We start from the raw sequence: 23,105 nt of genomic DNA, 5'->3' as shown, positions 1-23,105 counted from the left end.
GTCTTTCATCCGGCCGCCGGCGGCCTCGGAGCGGAGCGCGTGAAGGCCCGCTTTGCGATACTCGGACCATGATCCTGATCGTTCTCAAAGCACAGATCCGCCCCGAGAAGCGCACCGAATGGCTCGCGGGTATCGAGCGCTACACGCAGCAGGTGCGTAGCGAACCGGGCAACATTTCGTTCGACTACTACCAGAACGCCGGCGACGAGAACGAATTCGTCCTCGTCGAGGTCTTCGCCGACAGCGCCGCCGGTGACGCCCACGTCGCCACGCAGCACGCACAGGAGTTCTTCCCGTTCATGGCGACCGTCGTCGCCGAGAAGCCCCGGATCAACTACCAGAACCTCGACGGCGACGCGTGGTCGGAGATGGCCGAGGTCACACCGGTCGACTAGCGGCCTCCGTGGCGGTGCGGTCGATGATGGCGGCGAGCGTCGTGGCCGCTTCTTCGGGCACCCAGTGGCTGACACCGGTCAGGATTTCGAGCCGGTAGGCGGCGTCGACGTACTGGCCGGCGAGTTCGGCGCTGCGCCGGGACAGGGCGGTGTCGCCGTCGCTCCAGACGTGGGTGGTCGGCACGGTGACCCGGGCGCGGAGGGCGGCCGGGTGGTTGAAGACCATCGCGCGGTACCAGTTCAGTCCGCCGGTGAGGGCGCCGCCGCGGACGATGTCCTGGCGGACCTGGTCGATCTGGGCGGGTGTCATCCCGGTGCCGGCCAGCGTGCGTTCCAGTACGCGTGGCCGGCTCCGGATGGCGAGTTCGGGCAGCCAGGGGAGCTGGAAGAGGAACATGTAGTACGACCGGATCAGCTGATCGCTGCCGAGCATCGCGCGGAGGAACGCCCCGGGATGGGGGACCGACACGGTGGTCAGGGAGGTGACCAGGTCGGGTCGCCGGGCCGCGGTCGACCAGGCGGCGACGGCACCCCAGTCGTGTCCGACGAGGTGGACCGGGCCGGTGCCGAGGGTGTCGATGAGGGCGACGGTGTCCGCCACCAGACGGCTGGATCGGTAGGCGAAGCGGCCCCGCGGGCGTGCGCGGGGTGAGTAGCCGCGCTGGTCGGGCACGATCGTGCGGTATCCGCGCTGGTGGAGCAGGGCGGCGGTGTCGGCCCAGGAGGCGCCGGTCTGCGGGAAACCGTGCAGCAGGACGACGACGTCGCCGTCGAGCGGGCCGGTGTCCCGGACGTCGAAGACGAGTCCGTCGTGGTCGAAGGTGGCGATGCGGCGGGGCGCGGTCATGGGCGGATTTCCCCTTCTTTCGTGGACTGCTCGTATATGTTACCTTGAGTAACAGTGAATCGCGGTAACAGGTAGCCGCGCACTCTGTCGACGTCGTCAGGGAGGTCCGTATGACCAGCACCGATGTGCCACGAACGGCCGGGGCAGGCCGCCACGAGACCGCGCAGCGGCTCCTCGATTCGTCCGCGATGCTGTCCTACGACCCGGCCACCGAGGTGGACTGGGAGACGCCGCTGGACAAGGACTTCCACGGCGCCAGCCCGGAGTGGAGCACCCTCTACGGCACGAGCTACTGGGCCGAGATGAGCCCGGAGCAGCAGAAGGAGCTCACGCGCCAGGAAGCCGCTTCCGTGGCGAGCACCGGCATCTGGTTCGAGATGATCCTGCAGCAGATGGTGCTGCGCGACTTCTACGCCAAGGACCCGACCGATCCGGCGTTCCAGTGGGCGTTGACCGAGATCGCCGACGAATGCCGTCACTCGATCATGTTCGCCCGCGGCGCGGCGAAGCTCGGCGCGCCGCCGTACCGCCCGCGCAAACTCGCCGTCGAACTCGGCCGGATCTTCAAGGCGACGGCCGGCGGCGAAGCGGCGTACGCGGCGATCCTTGTCGCCGAGGAAGTCCTCGATGTCATGCAGCGCGACTGGATGCGCGACGAGCGCGTGGTCCCGTTCGTGCGCACCATCAACAACATCCACGTGGTCGAAGAGTCCCGGCACATGAAGTTCGCCAGGGAGGAGACGCGTGAGCAGCTGGAGGGCGCGGGTTTCCTGCGCCGCCGGATCAACGCGCTGGTCATCGCGATCGCTTCGTACTTCATCGTCAGCAGCATGATCAACCGCGACGTGTACAAGCACGCGGGACTCGACACCAAGCGCGCCTTGCGCGAGGCGAAGGCCAACGAGCACCACAAGTCGATGATGCGGTCGAGCTGTGCCGGGCTGATGGAGTTCCTCGGCTCGTGCGGCCTGCTCACCCGCCCCGCGCTGGTGTTCTACAAGCGGGCGAACCTGATCTGACATGGCCTTCGCGATCACCCAGACCTGCTGCAACGACGCCACCTGTGTGTCGGTCTGCCCGGTCAACTGCATCCACCCGACGCCGGACGAGCCCGATTTCGGCACCACCGAGATGCTCTATGTCGATCCGGACACCTGCATCGACTGCGGGGCGTGCGCGGACGCCTGTCCGGTGGACGCCATCTTCCCGGCGGATCTGCTGACCGGACCGCTCCAGGTCTACGCGGGAATCAACGCGGCCTTCTACGCCTCCCGCGAGCCCGTCGCCTCGGTGGATCCGGCACCGAACTTCCACCGGTGGAGTCCGCCGACGTTCGACCGGGCCATCCCGAGCGACTTCGCGCCGCCGGACATCGCCGTCGTGGGCACCGGCCCGGCCGGTATGTACGCGGTGGAGGACCTGCTTCTCCACACGAACGCGCGGGTCACGCTGATCGACCGGCTGCCGGTCGCCGGCGGGCTCGTCCGCTACGGCGTCGCCCCTGACCATCCCGCCACGAAGCGGATCGGCGAGACCTTCTCGCGTCTTCACGAGCATCCGCGGCTGAAGATACGCCTGGGCACCGAGATCGGGCGCGACGTGTCGGTGGACGAGCTGGCCGAGCGGCACGACGCCGTCGTCTACGCGGTCGGCGCCTCGTCCGCGCGCCGGCTCGGCTTGGACGGCGAGGATCTGCCCGGCAGTATCGCCGCGACCACCGTCGTGGCCTGGTACAACGGCCATCCGGACGTGCCCGCGAACGCGGTCGACCTGTCCGCGGAACGTGTCGTGCTGGTCGGCACGGGCAACGTCGCGCTGGACGTGGCCCGGATCCTCACCGCCGACCCCGACGACCTCGCCGGGACGACGATCGCCCCGCACGCCCTGGAACGCTTGCGCACCAGCAAGATCCGGGAGGTCGTACTGCTCGCCCGGCGCGGACCGGAGGACGCGGCCTACACGTCACCGGAGCTGCTCGCCCTGGCGGGACGCGACGGTGTGCCGCTCGTCGTCGATGACGCCGACCCGCGCACCACGGCCGCGATCGACGCGGGCACCGGCAAGGCGGCGCTGCTGCGCGACGTCGGCCGGGAGACCGTCGACTGGACCGTTCCGCCGGGTTCGGACGCTCGCCGGATCGTCCTGCGGTTTCACTCCGCGCCCACCGAGATCGTGGGCGACACCCAGGTGCGGGGCGTGCGCGTCACGGGGCAGGAGGGGCCTGTGGAGATCGCCGCCGGTCAGGTCGTCCGCGCTGTCGGCTATCGAGGTGTGCCGGTGCCAGGGCTTCCGTTCGACGACGACCGCGGCACCATCCCGAACACCGCCGGTCGCGTCGACGGGCGCAGCGGCGCGTACGTGGTCGGCTGGATCAAACGCGGTCCCTCGGGCGGGATCGGCGCGAACCGCACTTGTGCGCGGGAGACCGTGGCGACGTTGCTGGAGGACATCACTTCCGGCGCGCTTCCGGTGCGGGCGCGGCGATCGCCGGTGGCCGCGCTGGCCGCACGGTTCCGTGGACGGTGACGCGACGGTTTCGACGTCCGATGTCGCTGCGGGTTTGATGCGCGGGCGGCGATGTCGCGTGACTGGATGGCCGACACGTGTGATCAGGTGGACGACACGCGTGTCCAGGCGGACGGCTCGGCGCCAGGCCACGGCCACGCGTGTGTCGTCCGTCCAGTCACGCGTGTCGTCCGCCTGAGCACGCTTGCCGTCCTCTGTACCTACTGGTCCGGAGTCCGTGAAGGCCTCCTTGAGGGACCCAGAGTCCCTCAAGGAGGCCTTCACGGACTGGGCGCACAGGACGCGGCGTGAGCGGAGGCGTGACTCACGTGATTAGAGACGTGACTCGCGTGATTGGACGCCGCACTCGGTGTTCCGCCTCTGATCACGCGAGTTTCGGCTTCGATCACGCGTGTGCGGCTTTCGTGACGCCGACCTGACCGGGTCCGACAAGACTCGCTCGACATCTGGCGGAATCGGCCACATCATGGGCGGATGGATCCACTCGATCTCCGCATCATCGGCGCCCTGCAGGTGGACGGCCGGGCGTCGTGGCGGCGTATCGCCGAAGCGCTCGGCGCCCCCGAGCGCACCGTGGCCCGGCGCGGGGTTCGGTTGCTGGAAACCGGGATCGTCACGGTGACGGCGGTGACGCCCTACGGCGTGCCGATGCTGGTGCGCGCCAAATGCACCGCCGGGCTCGCCAGGACGGCCGCGACCGCGCTGGCCCGCCGCGCCGAGGCGAGCTTCTGCTACCTGCTCACCGGTCAGGCCGAGGTCGCCGCCGAGGTGTGCTGCTCGCGCGAGCGGCTCGCGGCCTATCTGTCGGAGGACATCGCCACGACCCCGGGACTGCACGAGATCACCGCGGATCCCATCACGAAGTACTACCGGACCGTGCACGAATGGCAGCCGGGGATCCTGACCTCGGCGGAAGTGGCCGAACTCAGCGAACTTCCCCAGCTGACGCCGCAACCCCGGCATCCGGACGGTGACGTCTTCACCCCGGACGAGCGCGCGCTCGTCCGGGCGTTGCGCGAGGACGGCAGGCGGACGCACGAGGAACTCGCCCGGCTGGTCGGGGTGTCGGAGTCGACGGTGCGCCGCCGGGTGGAGTCGCTGCGCCGGAGCGGGGAGATGTTCATCCGCGCCGTCGTCGAACCGGCGGTGCTCGGTCTGCCGATCGAGGCCTTGCTGTGGATCCGCAGCCGTCCGTCCGATGTGGACGGACTCGGCCGGGAGCTGCTCGCCTCGCCGTACGTCCGGTACGCCGCGGCGACCATGGGGGAGCACCAGCTGATGGCCGACGTGACGTTGCCCGATTTCGAGACCCTGCACCGGTTCGTCGCCGAATCGGACTGGGCGCGGTTCGCGGTTTCCGTGCACACCGGGCTGGTGACGAAGGGCCTGAAGCGGAGCAGCGTGCTGACACCCGAGCTACAAGGCTGAAGCTGGGCTCTTGAGCCGGACCGGTAGCGATCGATGGCCGTTGGAGATGAACGAGTCGAGATGCCGTAAGGCCTCCGGTGGCGTCGCGAGAGTCATGTCCGGGAAACGCTCGAACAGGGCCGGTAGGGCGATCGCCGCCTCCAGCCGGGCCAGCGGCGCGCCGATGCAGAAGTGCGCGCCGTACCCGAACGCGATATGCGCTTTGTCCTTCCGCGTCACGTCGAACGCGTCGGCGTCGTGCCCGTGCAGCGCCGGGTCCCGGCCGGCGGCGGCGTAGCCCGCCAGAATCGCGTCGCCCTGCCGGATGACCACACCGGCGACGGCGATGTCCTCGACGGCGTAGCGCAACGGCAGGTTCGCCACGGGAGCCTGCCACCGCAAGGTTTCCTCGATCGCGTCGGTCCAGGGGAGCTGCCCTGCGCGCAGCAGTGCGAGCTGATCGGGATGGGTCAACAGCGCGGTGATGGCTTGGTCGAGGAGATTCACGGTGGTTTCGTGACCGGCCGAGATGAACAGGATCAGGGTGTCGATCAGTTCGGTTTCGTCCAGCCGGGCGCCGTCGTCCTGTGCCGCGATGAGCGCTGTGGTGAGATCCTCGCCGGGGTTCTCCCGCTTGGCGGCGACGAGCTCGGTGAAGATCGAATGGATGTCCTGGTACGCGGCCAGCATCGCCTCCTGGCTCGCCGAAGTCCGGAAGAAGACGTCGACCGAGTGCCGCAGTCTGCCGCGGGCCGAGTCCGGTACGCCGAACAGGTGGCAGATCACTTCGATGGGCACCGGATAGGCGAAGTTCTCCCGCAGGTCCACGGGTTCGTCGGTGGGCAGGGCCGCGAGCCCGTCCAGCAGATCGGTGACGATCCGGGTGATCCAGGGCTCCAGCGTGGCGATCCTGCGCGCTGTGAAGGCCTGCGTCACCAGCGAGCGGAGCCGTCTGTGGTCGGCGCCGTAAGCGGTGAACATGTTCCGCACGTTGACCCACACCAGCAACGGCCAGTCCGCGCTGACCTCGGCCAGCGCCGGCCAGTGCTGCCGGGCGTCCTTGGACACCCGCAGGTCGCTGAGCAGGTCACGCAGGAGTTCGTAGCCGGTCACCGACCAGGCCACGACACCGCCAGGCAACTCGACCTGGGTGATCGGGCCTTGTTCGCGAAGTCGTTCGTTCTCGGCGTGGATGTCTTGGCCGTTCGGGTCCAGAACCAGGGGACGCGTCACCGGGGATCACCCTTTCTCGGCGGAGCGGACCGGGTCCAGCGTGCCAGCGGCGGCCGTCGCCCGGCTATTCGCCAAACGGTGGTCGCCCAAACGGTGGTCGCTCAGTACAACTCGATGACGAGCCGGTCGGTGAGCGCGCGCGAAACGCAGAGTGCCATCTGGCCCTCGCGGTCGGCGGCGGTCAGGCAGTTGTCCCGATGATCCGGGGTGCCTTCGAGCACGCCGGACACGCACGAGCCGCAAATCCCTTCCTCGCAGGACTTGAAGACCTCGATGCCGTTGTCCTCGAGCACCGCCAGGATCGATTTCCCGGCCGGTACCTCGAATTCCTCGCCGGTGTCGAGTTCGACGGTGAGGGGACGGTCGCCGGAGGTGTCCACCTCGGCGGCTTCGAAATGTTCGACGTGCACGTGGTCCGCGCCGACGACCGGGCCGAGCACGTCGCCGACCTGTCGCATGAAACCGTCGGGTCCACAGGTGTAAACGTGGGTCGACGGGGTGAGGCCCTCGGCGATCGTCCGCAGTACGGCGGGATGTCCGGCGCGGGGGACGCCGAAATGAAGCCGGACGCGGTCGGCGAACTCGACCCGTTCTTCGAGAAGTTCCACGAACGCCGCGGTTTCCCGTGAGCGCGCGAAGTAGTGCAGCTCGAATTCGCTGCCCCAGGTGTAGAGCTCGTAGGCCATCGAAAGCAGCGGCGTGATGCCGATGCCGCCGGCGACGAGGACGTGCCGCTCCGCGTCTTCGGCGACGGTCAGCAGATTGCGCGGCTCGCTGATCTTGAGGTGGTCGCCGACCGAGACCTGGTGCATCGCCACGGATCCACCGCGCGAGGCCGGTTCCCGTTTGACCGCGATCAGGATCGAGCGCGGGTCGTCGGGAGCGCCGCACAGCGAATACTGCCGCAGCACCCCCGTCGGGCCGACCACGTCGACGTGCGCCCCGGCCCGGTAACGGACGCGCAGCGGCTCGTCGTCCTGCCGGACCAGCCGGAGGGTACGGATTTCCGGTGTCTCTTCGATGATTTCGACGACGCGGAAGAGGACGTTCGTCATCTGGATGCCTCCTGGTCAGCGCATGAACAGGCCGCCGTTCGCGTCCCAGCAGGCGCCGGTGACGGAGGCGGCTTCGGGGGAGGCGAGCAGCGCCACCATCTCGGCGATGAACGTCATGCTGCCCAGCCGTCCGACCGGGATGCCCGCCGTCAGCTTCGCGAGGTTCTCCTCACCGACGATCCGGTGGACCATGGGGCTGTCCTGCGGTCCGGGGGAGACCGCGTTCACGGTGACTCCCCGTGCGGCGAGCTCGCGGGCGAACACCTTGGTCGCGGTCAGGATCGCGCCCTTGGAGGACGCGTAGTGCCCGCCGGTCGAGGTGCCGCCGTTCTGCCCGGCCAGCGAGGCCAGGTTGACGATCCGGCCGTACCCGGCTTCGGCCATGTGCGCGCCGAACAGCTGGCAGGCGTGGAAGGTGCCGTTGAAGTTCACCGCCATCACCTCGTCGAGCTCCTGCGGCGTGATCTCCAGCAACGGCCGTGCCTGGGTGCGGGCGGCGTTGTTGACCAGCACCTGGACGCCGCCGAAATCGCCGAGCACCGACGCGAGCAGTTGGTCGATGTCCGGGCGGCTGGCGACGTCCACGCGGTAGCTCTGGGCGTGCGCCCCGGTCCGGTCCAATTCGGTCGCGAGCCGTTTCGCGGCCGCCTCGTCGAGGTCGGCGATCGCGACGCGGTGGCCGCCGCCGTGCAGGCGCCGGACGATCCGCTCGCCGAGCCCGGTCGCCCCGCCGGTGACCACGGCGACCGGCGCGTTGCCGCTCACAGCAGGAATCCCGCGGCGGGAACGGCTTCGTCGGCGTTGATCAGCCGGACGACCTTGCGGGCGAAGCGGTCTTCGTCGGCACTGGCGCCGAGGCGGACGACGTAGTCGACGTCCGCGGCCCAGAGGTCGTGACGGCCGCGTTTGTACGCCACGATGATCTGGGCGGCCTTGAGCGTGACCGACCGGTCGTCGACGTCCGTGGGGATGAAGCGCGAGACGGTCCGCACGGTGATCGCCGAGTCCACCGCGGCGATCGCGTAGCCCTCGGTCATCCGCCGTACCCGCAACCCGCGCATCCGGGCGTCGTCGTTGACCATGTTGAGGACGTCGTCGAAATCCTCGGCGTCGCGTTCGATCGGGATGACGTACATCGCGTCTTCGGCGTAAAGCCCTTGCCAGGTCTCGTAGTCCTTGCCGTCCAGCAGCGCGGCTTCGCGCCAGGCCAGCTCGATCGCGCGGACCACCCGCGGATCGGTGAGGGTCTCAGTCATCGCTCATCATCCGCTTCCATTGGGCGTACGCCGCCCGCATCCCGGTCTCGTCGGTGACATGGCTGGTCGGCCAGCCTTCGGCGGAGGGCTTCTCGCGACCCAGACCGCGGTTGACCATGATCGGCAGCTCGGGCGCGCCCTGGGCGCCGCGCTGCACCCGGTCCCAGCCCTCGGAGTCGTCCGGGGTGCCGAATCCGAACGGACCCTGGAAATGTTCGTGGGCGCGCAGCCGCTCGCGGTTGACCGGCCCGACGATCTCGGCCGGGCCGTCGCTGCCGAGGGCGACGTGCTCGATGACGGTCTCGTCGACGCTGATCGGCCGCAGCACCCGGAAGAACGAGATCGACATCGACACGTTCGGGAACAGGTTGAGGTTGAACCCCGTCCCGTGCACGGCGCGGACGAGCCTGCGGATCTCGGCCTCGCCCGCCCCGGCCTCTCTGAGCCGGGCGACCAGGCCGTCGAACCGCGGCTGGAGCGGCTCGCTGCCGTCGTCCGCCTCCAGATCGGAGTGTTCGGGGACCATCTGCATCACCGAGTGGCCGTTCCCCAGATCGTGGGTGACCGCCGTCGGATCGGTCATGAACGACATCATTTCGGCGGTTTCCGCGTCGACCGAGGCCATCCAGGACCGGTGCACGATGGGGAAGTGGTACCCGTCGGTGGTGTTCTCCAGCTGGATCTTCCAGTTGCCCCGATAGGTGAACCGGTGGGTCCCGAGCACCTTCACCGGATAACCGCCGCCCTGCGCCATGAAGCGATCGATCCACAGCTTGACGTCGCCGAGGAAGTCGGTCAGCGGCTCGGCGTCGGCGTTCAGGGTCGCGAAGATCATCCCGCCGTAGGACTCGGTGCGCAGGGTCTTCAGCCCGAGATCGACCTTGTCCATGACGCCCTCGTACCCGTCGGGGTACGGGATGCCGCGCAGTTTGCCGTCCAGCCCGTAGGACCAGGCGTGATAGGGACAGGTGAAGCCGTTGGCGTGGCCGGTCTTCTTCTCGCAGAGTGACGCGCCCCGGTGGCGGCAGCGGTTCACCAGCGTGCGGATCTCGCCCTTGCGGTCCTTGGTGACGATGACCGGATGCCGTCCGACATGGGTCGACTTGAAACTGCCCGCCTTGGGCAGTTCCGATTCGTGGGCGACCCAGATCCAGGACCGCTCGAAGATCTTCGTCATCTCCTGGTCGAAGATCGCGGGGTCGGTGTACATCCGGCCGGCGACCCGGTCGCCGAGGACGAGGTCCGCGGGCGGCAGGTCGTATACGGTGGCGGCGGTGAAGTCGGTCATCGCGATCAGCCCCGGTATTCGCGCGGAGTGAGGGCGCGGCCGATGCGCGCTTCGATCTTGGCGTACTTCCACAGCTTCCACGGGCTGTCGCCGACGGGTGTGGTGCGCAGGAAGTCGCACGCCTTCTTGACGGTCTCTTGCGTGTCGACGTCGCAGAGCAGGTAACAGGTCCACGGCCACCCGTCGGACGGGCCGACCATATGCGAGTCGTCGTCGATGTCGCCGATGAAGTCCACGCCGGGCAGGCCCTTGATGCCGTCCATCAGCGCGACGAAGGCGGTCCAGACGTCACCGGCGGCGACGCCGCCATCGGGCAGGTCGAAGAAGTTCTGGTTGATACCGATGCAGAACAGCACGCGCAGCGGGGTATCGCTCATGGTGGTGGTCCAACTCCTCGTCAGCGGTCGGTGGTGGGTCACTGGAAGCCGGGAACGGTGGGCGGATGGCCCATCAGCACGGCACCCGCTGCGTCGTACATGGCCGGACCCAGGAAGGCGTGCTGCTGCGGGACGAGGGCGTCGCCGAGCAGCCATTGCAGCGGGTGGTCGTCGGCGATGGCGCCCGTCCCGGACAGGCCGATGACCCGGTTGACGGTGTCGGCGGCCGTCTTCGCGAGATGGGTCGAGGCCAGCCGGAGATGGGCGTTCTGGTGCGGCGCCACGGGATCGCCGCTCAGCACGGTCTGCCACGCCTCGTCGGTGACCTCGTAGAAGTACGCCCGTGCGGAACGCATCGTCGCCTCGGCTTCGGCCAGTCCCGTCCGGTAGTAGGCGCGGTCGGCGAGTTTCGGCGCGCCCGTGACACCCGAACGGCCGCTGCCGACCTCGGTCGCGAAGTCGAGCGCCGCGCGGGCGACACCCGCGCCGACGACCGCCAGCACCTGTGAGGCGTACGCGAGCGTGGGATAGCGGTACAACGGCTCGTCGATGGTGGGCTCACCGCCGCGGATGAACGTCCATTCGCGTGGCACTTCGACCTTGTCGACGACCAGGTCGAAGGAACCGGTGCCCTTCATCCCGACGACGTCCCATTCCTGGACGATCTCGACCTGCTCGGGCCGTAGCAGCGCGGTGCGCGGCTTGCCGGCGGTCGTGTCGTCGCCTGGGATCCCGACGCCGAGGATGTCCGCACCCATGCAGCCGCTCGCGAACTTCCAGCGCCCGTCGACCAGGAAACCGGAGGCGGTCGGCTCGGCTCGTTGGACGGGGAAGAGACCACCGGCGAAGCACACGTCGGGACCATCGGCGTACAGCTCGGCCTGCGTCTCGACGGGCAGCGCCGCGAGGTACACCAGCGCGGAGCCGAAACTGGCCACCCATCCGGTGGATCCGTCGACGACGGAGATCCGCTCCACCATCCGCAGGAATTCCGCCGGGGGTAGGGGCCTGCCGCCGAACCGTCCGGGCGTCGCGGACCGGTAGACGCCTATCGCCTTGAGCCGGTCGACGAAGTCGCGGGAGACGTACCTCTGGTCCCGGAACTCCTGACGGCGCTCGAGGAGTTCGGCCAGGACATCGTCGAGTGTCACGGCCGGGCTCTCCTGGATCTGGGCCATCGGGCGCTCCTCGCGTCGTAGGGAAGATGTCTCCGACGCTAGGGATCATCGCCGCGTGTGGCCATTGGTCATTGCCTGCCGGTGGCCGGGGAATCCCACGCAGAGGGGTAGGGGAAATCCTTACCGGAGGGCCCGGCGGCGAACTCCTATGCTGAGGCCGTGGAGGTCGACCCGATCGCGCCCGAGCTGGCCACCGGCGACTTCGTGGCGATGATGAACGCCTCGAAGGTGTGCGTGCTGGTCCACGACGCGGCGACCAAGAACATCCTGTGGGCCAATCCCGCCGCGTGCGAAATGCTCGAATTCAGTCTTTCCGAGCTGCGCCCGCTCAAGGCCAACCACATGAGCAGCTCCGCCCAGCAGTACGACCGGGTGATCGGGCGGGCGTGGCTCCAGGCGGCGGTGGAACACGGTTCGAGCCGGATCGTGTGGCACTACCGGAGCAAATCCGGCCGGGTCATCCCCACCGACGCGGTCGCCATCCGGGTCGAACTGGAGCGCGGGCCCGCGGTGATGGTCCAGTTCCGCGACATCCAGCGCGCGGAGGAGATCGAACGAGAGCTGAAGCTGACGACGTCGTACGTCGACGCGCTGGCAAGGCACACCTCGACCGTGGCGTTCATGCTCGACGCCGCCGGCGCGGTGCGGTTCGCGACGGACAGCGCGCTGACGTTTCTCGGCCTGACCGGCGACGACGACCGCCTGGCAGGCGAGCCGCTGACCGCGTACGCACGGTTGTACCTGGGCGGCAGGCCGGTGCGCTGGGCCGAGGTGGTCGCCGGTGCCGATCCGGTCGGGCCGGTGCAGCTGGAGTTGCCGGGGGAGAGCTCGACCTGGCTGGAAGGGAGCCTGGAGCGGCTTTCCGAGTCCGAGGTCGACGCGTATCTGATGATCCTGCACGACGTCTCCGAGCGCGTCCGCGGTGAAGCACGGCGAGAGCTGGAACTGCGGCACGAGAACTACTTGGCGCGCTACAACGCCATGGGGGACATGGCGATGGCGATCGCGCACGAACTCGGGCAGCCGCTGGCCGCCGCCGCGAACTTCATCGCGGGGATCCGCGCGCGGGCCGCCACGATGGCGGACGGCGGTGCCGTCCGCGAGCAGATGGGCTACGGCCTGGACAGCGTCGCCCGCCAGATCGACCGGGCCAAGGACATCGTCGGTTCACTGCGGTCCTTCGTCGGGCACCTGGAACAGGTCGAGCAGGTGGTCGACCTGAACGAGATCGTCCGGGAGTGCCTGTACTTCATCGAGCTGAGCGCCGCGCCGAACTCCGTCGCCGTCGAGGTCCGGCTCGATCCGGCGCCGGTGCTGGTGCGGTGTGAACGCGTCCTCACCGGGCAGGTGGTGATGAACCTCTGCCTCAACGCGATCGACGAGACCACCGAATGCGAACCCGTGCAGCGACGGATCACAGTGGGCACCGAGGCCAAGGAAGGCGTCGGCGTCCTCACCGTCGACGATCACGGCCGTGGCGTCGCCCGGGATCCGTTCGCCGAGTCCTTCACCAGCAAACCCGGTGGCAGCGGGATCGGGCTGGCGCTGAGCCACCGCATCATCACCCGGCAGCACGGGAGCATCTGGGCCGAGCGGCGGGACGGCGGGGGCTCGCGGTTCGGGTTCGCGCTGCCGCTGGACACGTAAGGGAAATCCTCAGGCGGCGCGGTGGAAGTCGGGATATCGCCGGTTTCGGCCCCGGCTCTAGCGTCGAGGTATGCCCGATGAGCTGACCACCACCCAGCGACGGTTTCGCGCGGCGATGGCGAACCTTTCGACGGCTGTCAACATCGTCACCACCGACGGCGTCAGCGGCCGCGCCGGCATCACGGTGAGCGCGGTCTGCTCGGTCACCGACTCGCCGCCGACGCTGCTGGTCTGCGTCAACCAGTCGAGCTACACGCACGACATCTTCCGGACCAACGGCAGGATGGCCATCAACGTCCTGGCCCCCCAGCACGAGGACCTCGCCCTGCAGTTCGCCGGGGCGACGGACGTGCCGATGCTCGACCGGTTCCGGTTCGAGGTCTGGGACCACGACAGGTTCCGCATCCCCGTCGTCCGCGACGCGGCGGCCGTCCTCATCGGAGGAGTCGGCGCCGAGTTCACCCAGGGCACGCACACGGTGCTCTTCGTCGAGGTCGAGGACGTCTTCGTCGACGAGGACGCCGGGGGCCTCGCCTACTTCCGCCGCGAGTTCCACCGGATCGCGCCATGAGCGAGCGCACGACGTTGATGTGTTACAACGACAACCACGGGTACGGCTGGCGCCACGTGGACCTGTTCGTGCACGACGCCGAGGGCCGTGAGCTGAACTGGGTCCATTGGCAGGCCCCGGCCGACGGTCCCGACGCCGCCGACGAGGTGACGGCGCGGGTCGAACCCAGGCTGAAGCGGACGTCCGAGTGGCGGCACGCGGTCAGCGCCGGCGGTGTCGACTACTGGGAAGCGGATGCCGCTTGGGAGGATGAGTGAACCTCAGGCGCCCGTGGTCGCTGCGGGAACTCGTCCAGGACCTGCGGCAGGGGCGCACCACTCCGGAGGCGGCTTCGCAACGCGCGCTCGCCCGGATCGCCGAAACGGACGCGGAGCTGCGCGCCTGGGTGGACCGGACGGACTTCCTGCCGGGCGCGGGTGTGCCACTCGGGGTCAAGGACATCATCGATCTGGCGGGTGTGCCCACCCGTTGCGGTTCGACACTGCGCGCGGAGGCCGTTCCGGCGACGGCGGACGCGGCGATCGTGACCGCGTGGCGCGCGGCCGGGATGGCTCCGCTCGGAAAGACGGTCACGACCGAGTTCGCGTTCTTCGCGCCCGGCCCGACCCGGAATCCCGCGGCTCTCGGCCATACCCCGGGCGGCTCGTCGAGCGGGTCGGCCGCCGCCGTCGCGTCCGGGCAGGTGCCGTTGGCGCTCGGTTCGCAGACCGCCGGGTCGGTCACCAGGCCGGCGTCGTACTGCGGGGTCGCGTCGCTGGTGATGAGCCACGGCCGGTACCCGGTCACCGGGGTGACGGGATTGAGCCCCAGCTTGGACAGCCACGGCGTCTTCGCGGCCACGGCCGCCGACCTCGCGCTCGCGTGGTCCGCGCTGACCGGCGATCCCGCACGCGAACCGCGTCCGCCGCGGATTCTGGTGTGGTCCGCCGACGCGCTCGACGTCGTCGAAGCACCGATGCGGCATGCGCTGACCCAAGCGGCGAAGCGTCTGCAGGACGCCGGGGCGACCGTCGAGCCGTTCCGCGAGGAACAGCTGATGGTCGAGCTCACGGCCGCGCATCCCGTCGTGATGGCCTACGAAGCAGCGCGGGAAAGGGCCGCGGAACTCGCGGTGGCCGAGCGCTTGAGCGCTCCCTTGGCGCGGTTGCTCCAGATCGGTGCCGCGACCTCGGCCGACGAATACGAAACCGCCCGCGCCACCATCGCCGACGGCGCCGTCCGTCTGGCCGACGCCTTCGACGTCGTACTCGGCCCGGCCGCGCCCGGCGCGGCGCCACCCGGACTGGACGCGACCGGGAACCCGGTGCTGAGCCGAGGCTGGCAGGCGCTCGGCCTGCCCGTGGTCACCATTCCCGGATTCACCGACCCGGCAGGTCTGCCGCTCGGTCTGCAACTCGTCGGCCGTCACGGCGGGGACGACGAACTGCTCGGGCACGCGTGCTGGGCGGAGCGGGTGCTCGCCGGGGATTCATGGTAAGGAGCTCTCCATGGTCACCACCGATTCCGCGTCCGGCGGCGAGACGTCGCCGGTGGTCTACATCGTCGACGACGACGAGGCCATCCGCCAATCCCTGGTGTTCCTGCTGGAGAGCGTCGGGATTCAGGCGCTCGTCTACCCGGACGGGCCGACGTTCCTGGAGGAGTTCGACCCCGACGAGCCGAGCGTGTTGATCATCGACGTCCGGATGCCGGGGCTCAGCGGCCTGCAACTGCAGGAGAAGCTGGTCGCCCGCGAATTCCCGGCCCCGGTGATCTTCTGTTCCGCGCACGGCGACATCCCGATGTCGGTGCGGGCGCTGCGCCTGGGTGCCGTCGACTTCCTCGAGAAACCGTACGAGCCGCAGCGGATGCTGGAGGTCGTCCAGGCGCAGCTGGTGGTCGCGGCGGAACGATTCGCGGAGGCCGCGTGCCGCAAAGCCGTCGCCGAGCGGATCGCGACGCTGACCCCGCGCGAACGAGAGGTGCTCCGGCTGGTGATCGACGGCCTGCCCAGCCAGCTGATCGCGCGGCGGCTGGGCACGAGCGTGAAGACCGTCGACGTGCACCGGGCCCGGATCAAGGCCAAGACCGAGTCGGACAGCCTCGGCACTCTGGTGCGGGATGTCCTTCAGCACCAGGTCACCGTGTAGGTGCGAGCGGGAATTCACGGACTTGGGCACACAGGACGCGCGGCGTGCGGAAAGGCGTGACTCGCGTGATCAGGGACGTGACTCGCGTGATTGGAGGCGGCACTCGGGGTGTTCCGCCGCTGATCACGCGAGTTCCGGCTTCGATCACGCGAGTTTCGGCTTCGATCACGTGAGTGCGGCCGATCGGTCCAGGTGGTCGTGAGTGGCGTTTCGGGTTAGAACACGAATCGCCACTCACGACACGCGATCAAGCCATCAGTACCGAAGTCGCCGGGAAGTCCGAAGCGAACCCCGCGGGCAGCGGCGCGATGAAGACGTTCTCGGTGCGCGTGCGGGTGATCAGCCAACGTCCGTCCTCGCGCCGGAACGCGTTGTTGAGCCTGCTCGACCGCAGCAGCCCCGTCCCGTCGGCGTACAGCCACGGCTGGACGTGGATCCATTGCCCGTCGGCCCGGTCGCCGTCGACGTGGATCTGTTCCGAGGTCAGGTAATGGGCGTTGAGGACCAGCGCCGGGTCCCGCTTCTCGCCCCAGAATCGCCGGAAATGCGCCCGGATCGCGTCCTTGCCCACCGCGCGGCCGAACTGCCCGTTGTAGTGCTCGCCGACGCCTTCCCAGACGGCGTCCTCGGCGTAGAGCTCGAGGATCAGGTCGATGCGCCGGTCGTCGTCGGTGACGCAGTACTCCGGGCACGGCGTGTCGCAGAGGAACATGTAGCGGGCCTGGACGCGGCGTATCTCGGCCTCGGCCTCCAGCACCTCGACGCGGCGCCGGAGTCCGGTGAGTTCGTCGTTCATCGGTGGGTCCTCACGGGTGCGGTTTCGGGAAGGGCCAGCAGGCAGACGACGGTCAGCGCCATCCCGCCCGCCAGGTAGTAGCCGACCGACGTCGACGTGCCCGTCCATTCGATGAGCCGGTTCGCCATCGACGGCGCGAGACCGCCGCCGAGTACCGCACCGATCTGGTACGCGAGCCCGGCGCCGGACTGCCGTTGTTCGGGCGTGAACAGTTCTGTCAGGTAGGTGATCAGCGGGCCGAACAGGAACCCAGTGAGCGCGAAACCGACGGCGATGGCGAGCGCCCAGGCGGTCAGCGTGCCGACCCGCGCGATCGGGAAGAGCACGAACATGTACGCCAGGACCGCGACGGACGCCGCGAGCATCACGGGTTTGCGGCCCAGCCGGTCGGAGAGCCGGGCACCGAGCACGACCGTCACCGCGTGGATCGCGAGGCCGGGCAACGTGCACCACAGCACGTCCTGGATGTCCAGGCCGAGGCCCTTCGGCGCGGGCCCGGCGGCGTAGGAGAGCATGAATCCGGCCAGGACGAACATGACGCCGTTGAGCCCGGTGTTCGCGCCGGCGGCGAGCAACAGCCTGCCCCAGTTGTCGCGGATGACGTTCCAGATCGGGATCTTGACGATTTTCTCGTCCAGTTTGCTGGCCGCGAGCTCGTGGAAGACCGGCGATTCCTCAAGCGCGCGCCGTGCCCAGACACCGATGGCGAGGACGACCGCGCCCGCGATGAACGGGATCCGCCAGCCCCAGCTGGTGATGACCCCTTGCGGCAAATAGAAGATCAGCACGAAGGCGAGGTTCGCCAGCAGCGCGCCGAGCGGCGAGCCCAAGGCGACGAAGGCACCGAACGCCGCCCGTCGTGACGGCGGCGCGTGCTCGACGGCCAGCACCGACGCTCCGCCCAGTTCACCACCCCGGGAGAAACCGTGCACCAGGCGCAACAGGACGAGCAGGAACGGCGCCGCGACCCCGATGGTGGCGTAGCCGGGCAACAGTCCCATCAGGACGGTGGCCGCGCCCATGAGGTAGAAGGTGATGAGCATGGCGCGACGGCGGCCGTAGCGGTCGCCCACCCAGCCCATCACGATCGCGCCGAGCGGCGCGACGACGTAGCCGATCGTGTAGGTCGCCAGGCTCATGAACGAGGCGAACCAGGGATCGGTGTCGCCGGAGAAGAACACCTTCGGGAAGACCAGCGCGGAGGCGACCGTGTAGATGGAGAAGTCGAAGAACTCCAGCGAGGTCCCGGCACCCGCGCCGATCGCGAGCCGGCGGGTCTGGGTCGAAGTGGTCCTGGATGGAGCGGTGGATGCTGTCATGCGCGCTCTTCCTTGAACGGTGACGGGCGGTCGACGTTGCGCCCCTCCCCGGCAACGTTCGTCCCAAGGTAGGAAGGCCGGGATGCCGCGCCTATTGGAGGAAACTGTTGGCGCACTGAAGGATTTCCCTACCGTGGTCCATCTGGAGCCAGAATCGGCCACGGATGTGGCGATAACGGGCAGTTCCCCGCCGCTTCTTGTCCGAAAGGGCCATCGGGTGCGATGGTGTGCGTCGTGAGCGCGATCAACGATCTGCCCGCCACCGTTCAGGCCGGACTGCTGGCCTCCGGAGAGTTGTCGGCGAGGGAACTGCTCGACGCCACCCTCGATCGCGTGGCGGCGGTGAACCCGGTGCTGAACGCCGTCGTCAGTATCGACGAGGAGCGGGCGTGGGCCGCTGCGACGGCGGCCGACGAGGCACGGGCCGCCGGTCGGTCGCTCGGGCCGCTGCACGGGCTTCCACTCGCGATCAAGGACCTCCACGCGACGGCGGGGATGCGCACCACCCTCGGTTCGCCGGCGTTCGCGGACAACGTCCCCGACGCCGACGAACTCGTCGTCGCCCGGATGCGCGCGGCCGGGGCGATCGTCTTCGGCAAGACGAACGTTCCCGAGTTCGGCGCTGGTTCGCACACCTTCAACCCGGTGTTCGGCCTGACCCGCAACCCCTACGCGCCGGACCGTTCAGCGGGCGGTTCGAGCGGAGGCGCGGCCGCCGCGCTCGCGGCCGGGATGACCTCGCTGGCCGATGGCAGTGACATGGGCGGATCGCTGCGGAATCCCGCCTCCTTCTGCAATGTCGTCGGCCACCGGCCGAGCCCGGGGCGGGTCCCGACCTGGCCCGCCAAGGACGCCTGGTTCACCCTCGGCGTGCAAGGCCCGATGGGGCGCACGGTCGCCGACACTGCGCTGCTGCTGTCCGTCCAGGCGGGCCCCGACGAACGCGCCCCGCTGTCGCTGGCCGAACCCGGCAGCGTGTTCACCGCCGGATTGCCGACCCGGTTGGACGGCTTGCGGATCGCGGTTTCGTCCGATCTGGGCGGCCTTGTGCCCGTGGACGCCGACATCGCGACGGTCGTGGAAGGACAGGTGGACGTGCTGCGCCGGCTCGGCGCCAAGGTCGTCTCCGGCTGCCCGGATCTGACCGGGGCGGAGGAGGTGTTCCAGACCTTCCGCGCGCTGAACTACGCGCAGTCCGTCGGCGACCTCGTCGACAGCGAGCCGGACAAGGTCAAGGAGACCGTCCGCTGGAACGTCGCGAAAGGACGCGCGCTCACCGGAGCGGACGTCGCGACCGCCAACCGGCTGCGCACCGAACTGTTCCACCGCGTACGCGCCTACTTCGCCGATGTGGACGCCGTCGTTCTTCCCGCCAGCCAGGCACTTCCGTTCGACGCGGAGCTGGAGTACCCGAAGACCGTCGGCGGGATCGAGGTCGATAACTATCTGCACTGGATGCGCGCGGCCTACCTGATCACGGCCACGGAATGCCCGGCCACGGCCGTCCCGGCGGGGTTCACCGCCGACGGGCTGCCGATCGGGGTCCAGGTGGTCACCCCGCATCATGCGGATTTGCGCGCGCTGGGGATCGCCCACGCGCTGGAGCAGGCGACCGGTCACACCGCTCGCAGACCGGCCTGACCGTCTCATGGTGGTGCCAGCGCTACCACGAATCCTCCCTCACGCGGGATCGATCACCGCCCTCGCCGCCCGTAGGTTTTGGCGAGAGAGATCACCACCGCTAAGGGGAAATGATGAATTCAGGGGGCGCATGCGCCTTGACGCTGGAATCCGTGAGCAAGGTCTACGGATCCGGTGATGGCGCGGTCACGGCTTTGAACGGGGTGACCGTCGATGTGCGCCGGGGCACGTTCACCGCGGTGATGGGACCGTCGGGCTCGGGCAAGAGCACCTTCCTGCACTGCGCGGCCGGGCTGGACAAGCCCAGCTCGGGCCGGGTGCTGCTGGGGGACACGGAATTGAGCAGGATGCGGGAGAAGGCGCTCACCGAGCTGCGGCGGACGCGTATCGGGTTCATCTTCCAGGCCTACAACCTGTTGCCGTCGCTGAACGTGCTGCAGAACATCACGCTGCCGCTGCGGCTGGCCGGGAAGAAGCCGGACCCGCAGTGGCTGCGCGAGATCGTCGAAGGCGTGGGGATCGCGAAGCGGCTCGAACACCGTCCGTCCGAACTGTCCGGTGGCCAGCAGCAGCGGGTCGCGATCGCCCGCGCGCTGGTCACCCGGCCGGAGGTCGTCCTCGCCGACGAGCCGACCGGGGCGCTGGACACCCGCACCGCGAAACAGGTCCTCGACCTTCTTCGCTCCATTGTGGACGGTATGGGGCAGACCGTGCTGATGGTCACCCACGACCCGGTCGCGGCGTCGGCCGCGCACAGCGTCCTGTTCCTCGCCGACGGCAGGCTGGCCGGTCACCTCCCGGCGCCGACGCCGGAGCGGGTCGCCGAGCGCATGACCCACCTCGGGGAGTGGTGACGTCATGTGGGATTTGGCCTGGCAGACGACGAAAACCCGCTTGAGCGGTTTCGTCGGCGCGTTCGTCGCGATCCTGTGCGGGACGGCGCTGGTCGCCGGCTGCGGCGTCCTGATGGAATCCGGTCTGCGCGCCGGTGTCCCCACCCAGCGGTACGCCGACGCGGCGGTCGTCGTGGGCGGCGGGCAGGCGGTCGCCCCGCCCGGGACCGGTGCGCTCGACGGCCAGCAGGTCGCCGAGCAGGCGACGGTGCCGGTGAGGCTCACGGGCGCGATCACCGCGGTGCCCGGCGTGCGTGGTGTGGTGGCGGAGCAGAGCTTCCCGGCCACCGTGGTGACCGCCGACGGCCGGCCGTTGACCGGGCCGGAAGGCGGCCAGTCGCTCGGTCACAACTGGGACGCCGCCGTGCTGGCGCCGTTCTCCTTGCGCGACGGCCAGGCGCCCGCCGGTGCCGACGACGTGGTCCTGGACGCGGACCTCGCGTCACGGAGCGGCGTGACCGTGGGGCAGCGGGTGAAGATCGCCGTCCGCTCGGCACCGGTCGAGTTCCGGGTCTCCGGGATCGCCGCCCCGAAGACGGGTGACGGTCTCACCCGGCAGTCCGCGCTGTTCTTCTCGCCGGAGAAGGCCACCGAACTCGCCGGGATCCCCGGACAGGCGCACGCGATCGGCGTACTGGCGGAGCCCGGTGTCACGCCGGGCGACCTCGCCGAAAAGATCAGCGCCGCGGTCGGCGACAAGGTGACGGTGACGACCGGGGTCGAGCGCAGCACGGTCGAGTTCCTCGACGTCAGCCAGACCCGGATGCTGCTGATGGCGCTCGCGGGCTCGTTCGGCGGGTTCGCGCTCCTCATCGCGGTGTTCGTCGTGGCCAGCACCCTGGCGCTCGTCATCAACCAGCGCCGCCGGGAGTTCGCCCTGCTGCGGGCGATCGCGGCGACACCGCAGCAGATCCGCAAGCTCATCGGCGCCGAGACGATGATCGTCGCCTCGGTCGCGGGGGTCCTGGGCAGCGGTCTCGGGGTCGCGGTGGGCTTCGGCCTGCGGAACGCCTTCGGCGCCATCGGGGTGATCCCGCCCGACTTCGAACTGGCGATCAGCCCGATCCCGCTCGTCGCCGCACTGGTGCTGGGCCTGGGCACGGCGCGGTTGGCCGCCTGGTCGGCCTCGCGGCGTCCGTCGTCGATCCGGCCGGTGGAGGCACTCGGCGAGGCCGCGGTGGAGCGGCGCGAACTCGGCCGGGTGCGCCTGATCGTCGGCTGCGCGCTGATGGCGGTCGGTCTCGCCGGGGCGATGGTCCCCATCTTCGTGCGTGGTGAGGCGGGATTGGCGGCTTCGGGCAGTTCGGCGCTGGTGATCGTGATCGGGCTGGGCGTGCTCGGCCCGAAGGTGGTCGCCCTCATGACGCGGCTGATCGCCCCGGTGCTGAACCGGACTTCGCGGATCAGCGGCTACCTGGCCGCCGCGAACAGCCAGGCCAACGCGCGGCGGCTGGCGGCCGCGGTGACGCCGGTGATGCTGGCGGTCTCGTTCGCGCTGACGATGTTCTACAGCCAGACCTCGGCGGCCGCGGCACGCCAGGAGGAGACCGTCGAGTCGACGACGGCGGACTACGTGCTCGCCAGTGGCACCGGCGGGCTGTCCCCGGAGGTCGCCGAGGCGGCACGGCGTGTCCCCGGTGTCTCCGCCGCGACGCCGGTCGTGCGCACCGAGGTGCTGAACACGGTGCAGGAGCAGGACAAACTGCGCGTCGAGCGGTACGCGGCGCAGGGGCTGGACGGCGCGCAGGTCCGCGGGAACCTCGATCCGGGTGTCGTGTCGGGCAAGATCACCGACCTGACCGGGAACACCGTGGCGATGAGCGAATCGGAAGCCGACTGGTACGAGAAGAAGATCGGCGACGAGGTCGAGTTCTTCTTCGGCGACGGCGCTCCGGCGAAGCTGCGGCTGGTCGCCACGTACACCCGTGAGCAGGCTTTCGGCCGGTACGTGCTGCCCGCCGAGCTCGCGAGGGCGCACACCGGCGACCGGATGGACGATTCGGTGCTGGTGCGGCAGCAACCCGACGCGGATTCCGCCGCCGTGACCGCCGCGCTGAACGAACTCGCGGTCCGCTATCCGGGGCTGGCCGTGACACCGGCATCGGCGGTGGCCGCACCCGCGAACGGGCAGCAGGACGCCCAGTTCTACGTGAACCTGGTCGCCGTCGGGGTCATCCTCGGCTACGTCGTGATCTCGGTGGCGAACACACTGGTGATGAGCACGGCACAGCGCTTACGGGAGTTCGCGTTGCTGCGCCTGATCGGCACGACGAAACGCCAGGTGGTGCGGATGATGCGCTTCGAAGCACTGGCGACGGTCGGGGTCGCGGCCCTGCTGGGCACCGTGGTGGCGGGGATCCCCCTGATGCTGCTGAACCTCGGTTTGCGCGGGACACCGCTGCCGTCGGGCACGGTCACCGTCTTCGGCGGGGTCATCGCCGGGGCGATCCTGCTCGGGCTGGTCTCGCTCGGCCTCGCCACCCGTGTGGCGCTGCGGTCGAAGCCGATCGAAGCGATCGGTCTCCGCGAATAGCCGCTCCCTGTCGT

The 23,105-nt window shown here is 69.4% G+C and carries 22 protein-coding genes; 12 read left to right on the top strand and 10 right to left on the bottom strand.

Annotation, left to right across the window (positions count from 1 at the left end; genetic code table 11):
- The first annotated feature begins 68 nt into the window (after nt 1-68).
- Nucleotides 69-395: a putative quinol monooxygenase gene (locus ED92_RS15615; protein ID WP_037338511.1), complete on the top strand. Its 327-nt coding sequence runs from the start codon at nt 69-71 to the stop codon at nt 393-395.
- Here the strand turns inward: ED92_RS15615 and ED92_RS15610 are convergent.
- Nucleotides 379-1,242 (bottom strand): alpha/beta fold hydrolase, encoded by an 864-nt coding sequence (locus ED92_RS15610; RefSeq protein ID WP_037338509.1) that lies wholly within the window; start codon nt 1,240-1,242, stop codon nt 379-381. The two genes, ED92_RS15615 and ED92_RS15610, sit on opposite strands and share 17 nt — an antisense overlap.
- A gap of 110 nt (nt 1,243-1,352) precedes the next feature.
- Here ED92_RS15610 and ED92_RS15605 point away from each other — a divergent pair, with 110 nt between their 5' ends.
- From ED92_RS15605 to ED92_RS15595, 3 genes are all read left to right on the top strand, one after another.
- Nucleotides 1,353-2,261 carry a diiron oxygenase gene (locus ED92_RS15605; protein ID WP_037338506.1) on the top strand — a complete coding sequence of 303 codons (909 nt, stop codon included), beginning with the start codon at nt 1,353-1,355 and terminating at the stop codon, nt 2,259-2,261.
- 1 nt (nt 2,262) lies between these two features.
- Entirely contained in the window at nt 2,263-3,768 is a 1,506-nt protein-coding gene (locus ED92_RS15600; protein ID WP_037338503.1) for an FAD-dependent oxidoreductase, read from the top strand.
- A 474-nt stretch (nt 3,769-4,242) separates the two neighbouring features.
- Nucleotides 4,243-5,196 carry an Lrp/AsnC family transcriptional regulator gene (locus ED92_RS15595; protein ID WP_037338500.1) on the top strand — a complete coding sequence of 318 codons (954 nt, stop codon included), beginning with the start codon at nt 4,243-4,245 and terminating at the stop codon, nt 5,194-5,196.
- On the opposite strand, the gene ED92_RS15590 is transcribed toward ED92_RS15595, so the two are convergent.
- From ED92_RS15590 to ED92_RS15560, 7 genes are all read right to left on the bottom strand, one after another.
- The gene (locus ED92_RS15590; RefSeq protein ID WP_037338497.1) at nt 5,185-6,408 is read right to left on the bottom strand and encodes a cytochrome P450; all 1,224 of its coding nucleotides are present in this window, start codon (nt 6,406-6,408) and stop codon (nt 5,185-5,187) included. The genes ED92_RS15595 and ED92_RS15590 overlap by 12 nt on opposite strands.
- A gap of 101 nt (nt 6,409-6,509) precedes the next feature.
- Nucleotides 6,510-7,463, bottom strand: a complete 954-nt coding sequence (locus ED92_RS15585) for a PDR/VanB family oxidoreductase (RefSeq protein WP_037338495.1) — start codon at nt 7,461-7,463, stop codon at nt 6,510-6,512.
- Between the two features lie 15 nt (nt 7,464-7,478).
- Complete coding sequence (locus tag ED92_RS15580) at nt 7,479-8,228, bottom strand: SDR family NAD(P)-dependent oxidoreductase (RefSeq protein WP_037338493.1); 750 nt, start codon at nt 8,226-8,228, stop codon at nt 7,479-7,481.
- Nucleotides 8,225-8,719, bottom strand: coding sequence for an aromatic-ring-hydroxylating dioxygenase subunit beta (locus ED92_RS15575; RefSeq protein ID WP_037338491.1), 495 nt, complete (start codon nt 8,717-8,719; stop codon nt 8,225-8,227). Before ED92_RS15575 ends, ED92_RS15580 begins: the two co-directional genes overlap by 4 nt.
- On the bottom strand, nt 8,712-10,007 hold the full coding sequence (locus ED92_RS15570) for a Rieske 2Fe-2S domain-containing protein (RefSeq protein WP_052120586.1): 1,296 nt from the start codon (nt 10,005-10,007) through the stop codon (nt 8,712-8,714). Before ED92_RS15570 ends, ED92_RS15575 begins: the two co-directional genes overlap by 8 nt.
- A gap of 5 nt (nt 10,008-10,012) precedes the next feature.
- On the bottom strand, nt 10,013-10,384 hold the full coding sequence (locus tag ED92_RS15565) for a hypothetical protein (protein WP_037338488.1): 372 nt from the start codon (nt 10,382-10,384) through the stop codon (nt 10,013-10,015).
- A 38-nt stretch (nt 10,385-10,422) separates the two neighbouring features.
- Nucleotides 10,423-11,562, bottom strand: coding sequence for an acyl-CoA dehydrogenase family protein (locus ED92_RS15560; RefSeq protein WP_037338486.1), 1,140 nt, complete (start codon nt 11,560-11,562; stop codon nt 10,423-10,425).
- A gap of 159 nt (nt 11,563-11,721) precedes the next feature.
- Here ED92_RS15560 and ED92_RS15555 point away from each other — a divergent pair, with 159 nt between their 5' ends.
- The 5 genes from ED92_RS15555 (at nt 11,722) to ED92_RS15535 (ending at nt 15,909) form a co-directional block, all read left to right on the top strand.
- Nucleotides 11,722-13,209, top strand: coding sequence for a PAS domain-containing sensor histidine kinase (locus ED92_RS15555; protein ID WP_037338484.1), 1,488 nt, complete (start codon nt 11,722-11,724; stop codon nt 13,207-13,209).
- A gap of 70 nt (nt 13,210-13,279) precedes the next feature.
- Nucleotides 13,280-13,780 carry a flavin reductase gene (locus ED92_RS15550; protein WP_037338480.1) on the top strand — a complete coding sequence of 167 codons (501 nt, stop codon included), beginning with the start codon at nt 13,280-13,282 and terminating at the stop codon, nt 13,778-13,780.
- On the top strand, nt 13,777-14,037 hold the full coding sequence (locus tag ED92_RS15545; RefSeq protein ID WP_037338477.1) for a hypothetical protein: 261 nt from the start codon (nt 13,777-13,779) through the stop codon (nt 14,035-14,037). The genes ED92_RS15550 and ED92_RS15545 overlap by 4 nt, the downstream gene beginning before the upstream one ends.
- Nucleotides 14,034-15,257: an amidase gene (locus ED92_RS15540; protein ID WP_037338475.1), complete on the top strand. Its 1,224-nt coding sequence runs from the start codon at nt 14,034-14,036 to the stop codon at nt 15,255-15,257. The genes ED92_RS15545 and ED92_RS15540 overlap by 4 nt, the downstream gene beginning before the upstream one ends.
- A 10-nt stretch (nt 15,258-15,267) precedes the next feature.
- On the top strand, nt 15,268-15,909 hold the full coding sequence (locus ED92_RS15535; RefSeq protein ID WP_037338472.1) for a response regulator transcription factor: 642 nt from the start codon (nt 15,268-15,270) through the stop codon (nt 15,907-15,909).
- 247 nt (nt 15,910-16,156) lie between these two features.
- On the opposite strand, the gene ED92_RS15530 is transcribed toward ED92_RS15535, so the two are convergent.
- The gene (locus ED92_RS15530) at nt 16,157-16,705 is read right to left on the bottom strand and encodes a nuclear transport factor 2 family protein (protein ID WP_037338471.1); all 549 of its coding nucleotides are present in this window, start codon (nt 16,703-16,705) and stop codon (nt 16,157-16,159) included.
- A complete protein-coding gene (locus ED92_RS15525; protein ID WP_037338468.1) occupies nt 16,702-18,024 on the bottom strand; it encodes an MFS transporter in 1,323 nt (440 codons plus the stop codon). The genes ED92_RS15530 and ED92_RS15525 overlap by 4 nt, the downstream gene beginning before the upstream one ends.
- 234 nt (nt 18,025-18,258) lie before the next feature.
- On the opposite strand from ED92_RS15525, the gene ED92_RS15520 reads away from it, so the two are divergent.
- The 3 genes from ED92_RS15520 (at nt 18,259) to ED92_RS15510 (ending at nt 23,091) form a co-directional block, all read left to right on the top strand.
- Nucleotides 18,259-19,665, top strand: coding sequence for an amidase (locus ED92_RS15520; protein ID WP_235213283.1), 1,407 nt, complete (start codon nt 18,259-18,261; stop codon nt 19,663-19,665).
- A gap of 113 nt (nt 19,666-19,778) precedes the next feature.
- Nucleotides 19,779-20,519 (top strand): ABC transporter ATP-binding protein, encoded by a 741-nt coding sequence (locus tag ED92_RS15515; protein ID WP_037338465.1) that lies wholly within the window; start codon nt 19,779-19,781, stop codon nt 20,517-20,519.
- A gap of 4 nt (nt 20,520-20,523) precedes the next feature.
- Complete coding sequence (locus ED92_RS15510; protein WP_081975804.1) at nt 20,524-23,091, top strand: FtsX-like permease family protein; 2,568 nt, start codon at nt 20,524-20,526, stop codon at nt 23,089-23,091.
- The last annotated feature ends 14 nt before the right edge of the window (nt 23,092-23,105 follow it).

Source organism: Amycolatopsis sp. MJM2582, from assembly GCF_000754115.1.
GTDB lineage: Bacteria > Actinomycetota > Actinomycetes > Mycobacteriales > Pseudonocardiaceae > Amycolatopsis > Amycolatopsis japonica.
Note: the sequence above shows the minus strand (reverse complement) of the source record. Positions and strands in the feature narration are given on the sequence as shown.

What these genes read in the sequence shown, in the direction of transcription:
- ED92_RS15615 (WP_037338511.1), top strand. Translation starts at nt 69, where the DNA reads ATGATCCTGATCGTTCTCAAAGCACAGATCCGCCCCGAGAAGCGCACC.
- ED92_RS15610 (WP_037338509.1), bottom strand. Translation starts at nt 1,242, where the DNA reads ATGACCGCGCCCCGCCGCATCGCCACCTTCGACCACGACGGACTCGTC.
- ED92_RS15605 (WP_037338506.1), top strand. Translation starts at nt 1,353, where the DNA reads ATGACCAGCACCGATGTGCCACGAACGGCCGGGGCAGGCCGCCACGAG.
- ED92_RS15600 (WP_037338503.1), top strand. Translation starts at nt 2,263, where the DNA reads ATGGCCTTCGCGATCACCCAGACCTGCTGCAACGACGCCACCTGTGTG.
- ED92_RS15595 (WP_037338500.1), top strand. Translation starts at nt 4,243, where the DNA reads ATGGATCCACTCGATCTCCGCATCATCGGCGCCCTGCAGGTGGACGGC.
- ED92_RS15585 (WP_037338495.1), bottom strand. Translation starts at nt 7,463, where the DNA reads ATGACGAACGTCCTCTTCCGCGTCGTCGAAATCATCGAAGAGACACCG.
- ED92_RS15575 (WP_037338491.1), bottom strand. Translation starts at nt 8,719, where the DNA reads ATGACTGAGACCCTCACCGATCCGCGGGTGGTCCGCGCGATCGAGCTG.
- ED92_RS15570 (WP_052120586.1), bottom strand. Translation starts at nt 10,007, where the DNA reads ATGACCGACTTCACCGCCGCCACCGTATACGACCTGCCGCCCGCGGAC.
- ED92_RS15565 (WP_037338488.1), bottom strand. Translation starts at nt 10,384, where the DNA reads ATGAGCGATACCCCGCTGCGCGTGCTGTTCTGCATCGGTATCAACCAG.
- ED92_RS15560 (WP_037338486.1), bottom strand. Translation starts at nt 11,562, where the DNA reads ATGGCCCAGATCCAGGAGAGCCCGGCCGTGACACTCGACGATGTCCTG.
- ED92_RS15550 (WP_037338480.1), top strand. Translation starts at nt 13,280, where the DNA reads ATGCCCGATGAGCTGACCACCACCCAGCGACGGTTTCGCGCGGCGATG.
- ED92_RS15545 (WP_037338477.1), top strand. Translation starts at nt 13,777, where the DNA reads ATGAGCGAGCGCACGACGTTGATGTGTTACAACGACAACCACGGGTAC.
- ED92_RS15535 (WP_037338472.1), top strand. Translation starts at nt 15,268, where the DNA reads ATGGTCACCACCGATTCCGCGTCCGGCGGCGAGACGTCGCCGGTGGTC.
- ED92_RS15530 (WP_037338471.1), bottom strand. Translation starts at nt 16,705, where the DNA reads ATGAACGACGAACTCACCGGACTCCGGCGCCGCGTCGAGGTGCTGGAG.
- ED92_RS15525 (WP_037338468.1), bottom strand. Translation starts at nt 18,024, where the DNA reads ATGACAGCATCCACCGCTCCATCCAGGACCACTTCGACCCAGACCCGC.
- ED92_RS15515 (WP_037338465.1), top strand. Translation starts at nt 19,779, where the DNA reads ATGAATTCAGGGGGCGCATGCGCCTTGACGCTGGAATCCGTGAGCAAG.
- ED92_RS15510 (WP_081975804.1), top strand. Translation starts at nt 20,524, where the DNA reads ATGTGGGATTTGGCCTGGCAGACGACGAAAACCCGCTTGAGCGGTTTC.